Annotated in this window: 1 protein-coding gene; it reads right to left on the bottom strand. The window is 47.5% G+C overall.

Translation table 11 applies throughout. The annotated features are described in order from the left end of the window. Positions 1 to 90: 90 nt before the first annotated feature. On the bottom strand, positions 91 to 249 hold the full coding sequence (locus RUMCAL_RS15960) for a hypothetical protein (RefSeq protein WP_021682155.1): 159 nt from the start codon (positions 247 to 249) through the stop codon (positions 91 to 93). Between the last annotated feature and the right edge of the window lie 27 nt (positions 250 to 276).

Genomic DNA, 276 nt, shown 5'->3' with positions numbered 1-276 from the left:
TCAGGATCTGTTCCTTGTTGTGCGTTCTGGCGTTATTGGCATAGGGGACTAGCTTGTTGATGTCAACAAGCTGAAATTCTGTGGTTGTGGTCATGCTCCATTCCTCCGCTTCAAAACTTTCTGTAAACCTTTTCTGGCATCCAGCACTTTTCCGCTGACCGCCTGTCCCTTGAGCGTGCGGTATTGCTGCTTGGTCATCTTCTGGCGATTGGCTTTCAAATCTCGCCAGAACTGGGTATCTTCTTTCATGTATTTCTCACTTTCTGCTGCTCAGAA

The sequence above is a fragment of the Ruminococcus callidus ATCC 27760 genome (assembly GCF_000468015.1).
Classification (GTDB): Bacteria; Bacillota; Clostridia; order Oscillospirales; family Ruminococcaceae; genus Ruminococcus_C; species Ruminococcus_C callidus.
This window is presented reverse-complemented; position numbering and strand designations above follow the sequence as displayed.

Bases quoted from the DNA above. Each gene is read 5' to 3' on its own strand.
- RUMCAL_RS15960 (WP_021682155.1), bottom strand. From the start codon at position 249: ATGAAAGAAGATACCCAGTTCTGGCGAGATTTGAAAGCCAATCGCCAG.